Source organism: Pseudonocardia sp. KRD291 (assembly GCF_019263595.1).
Lineage (GTDB): Bacteria > Actinomycetota > Actinomycetes > Mycobacteriales > Pseudonocardiaceae > Pseudonocardia.
This window is the reverse complement of record NZ_JADQDD010000505.1, coordinates 1-1,811: the sequence shown is the minus strand read 5'-3', so window position 1 is coordinate 1,811 and position 1,811 is coordinate 1. Positions and strand designations below refer to the sequence as shown.

The 1,811-nt window shown below is 69.5% G+C and carries 2 protein-coding genes and 1 pseudogene; all 3 read right to left on the bottom strand.

The window, feature by feature from the left end; all coding sequences use genetic code 11:
- Nucleotides 1-491, bottom strand: a pseudogene (locus I4I78_RS32240) (hypothetical protein); the annotation flags it as partial.
- Nucleotides 482-832: an NADH-quinone oxidoreductase subunit A gene (locus I4I78_RS32235; protein WP_218615288.1), complete on the bottom strand. Its 351-nt coding sequence runs from the start codon at nt 830-832 to the stop codon at nt 482-484. The gene I4I78_RS32235 and the pseudogene I4I78_RS32240, both read right to left, overlap by 10 nt.
- A gap of 269 nt (nt 833-1,101) precedes the next feature.
- Nucleotides 1,102-1,674, bottom strand: coding sequence for a L,D-transpeptidase (locus I4I78_RS32230; RefSeq protein WP_308252483.1), 573 nt, complete (start codon nt 1,672-1,674; stop codon nt 1,102-1,104).
- Nucleotides 1,675-1,811: the final 137 nt, after the last annotated feature.

Genomic DNA, 1,811 nt, shown 5'->3' with positions numbered 1-1,811 from the left:
GCATCGTCCTCGGCGAGATCGCCGCCCCCGGCCGCGCCGTGGTCATGTCCGTTCGCCCCTGGTTCGGCGGAGGCGGTCGGGTCCTGCCCCGTCGAATGCTGCTCCTGCCCGTGCGTGCCTTCGTCGATCGACGCGGACCCGGCTGACGCGGACCCGACCAGCGCGGTCCGGCCCTGGAACACACGATCGGCGAGCCGCCCCTTCGCCGTATCGAGGCAGGCCGGCACCGTCTCCGGTTGCGGCACGTCAACCCGGGCACGCGGGGCCGGGATCTGCGCCCAGATCCGCGCGAGGACCGCGGCCAGCTCCGTACCCGGCTCCCCCGCGACGACCAGGATGTCGGTGTCCGCGGGACTGGTCGCGATCGGCCAGGCCCGACGGGCGAGCTCGGCCTCGACGGCCAACCGTGCCGCCGTGCCGCCGAGTGCGGCAACCACCAGCACATGCGGCCGCCCGGCACCGGCACGCAGGAGGGCGTCGGTCAGGCCCACCGCAGTGCCCCTTCACGCCAGGCGTAGATGACACCGGCGAGCAGGATGGCCAGGAACAAGAACATCTCGATCACCGAGGACGGACCGACCCGCGACACCACGAGCGTCCACGGATACATGAAGATCATCTCCATGTCGAAGGCCAGGAACACCATGGTCACCGCGTACCAGCGGACATGAAATCGAGACACCGCGTGCTCGGCCGGCACCAGCCCACCGCTGAAGGGCACGACCTCGACCACCGGCGGGGCTACCACGACCATTCGCGCGACGCTGTAGGAGGCGAGTACGGCCGCCACGACGACACCGAGCAACACGAACGCCGGCCCGAACTCCGACATGAGCTACTCCCCTCCGGCTCGGCGTGACGCGCATACCCTACCCCCCCGCGGCATGCCCGACGACCGGGCGTAAAAATGCAGGTCAGCCGCGCGTCTGCCCGGCCTCCTTGGGGCCGATCCAGGGACTACGCCTTCGATCGTTACAGCGCCGAGCCGAGCGGGGCGGCCCTGTTGGTTGATGTGGCGGCGCCCGGCAGTCTGCGGTCAGGGGGCGTGTCGACGATGTTGGAACTCGGGATGCACGGCGGGGCCCAATGGGGCCGACGGCGCTAGCGGGTGGCCATGCCGCGCGCCGCCATCTCCGCAGATGCGTTCACGACCTGAACCTTGTCGCCGTTCTGCAGATCGTTGAACCACGCCTGAGCCTCGGGGAGGTCGAGCTTGATGCATCCGGCCGAGGACCGGGATCGGTCACCGCCGTGGAAGGCGACTCCCCCGTCGGCGAAGAAGGTCGAGTACGGCATCGGAGCCGGTCGCCCGTCGGGCCCCTTGAACTCCCCACTGACGTGGTCCTTTTCCTGACGATAGACCCGGAACGAGTGCCCGGTAGGAGTCTGCTGATCCGCTCCGCCGGAGGCGATGCCAACCGGGCCGCGGATCACCTTGCCGTCGCGGATCAGCCACGCGCGCTGCGATTCGAGATCCACACATGCCCGCGCTGAGTTCGAGCACGGAGTCCCGGGCGCCAACGGTTCGGCATGCGCGGCCCGAGCGACGGGGCTGGTCTCGGCCTCGTCGTTAGCTGAGGCCGGCCCGGCCAAGGTCAACCCCGCGATCGTCACCAGACCTGCCACGGTGGCAGCCCCAAGCTTGAGCCGGGAGGTGAACCGAACCTTCAACACGCGAACTCCTCAACGTTGCCGCCACCCACTCTGCCGCAGCCCAGCGTCCGCATCGAGCTGTCTCCGTAGCGCGATAGTAGGTCTGGACTCGCGAAGGCTAGCGCTCGCGATCTGAGGGTCGATCCATGGGCCCGTCG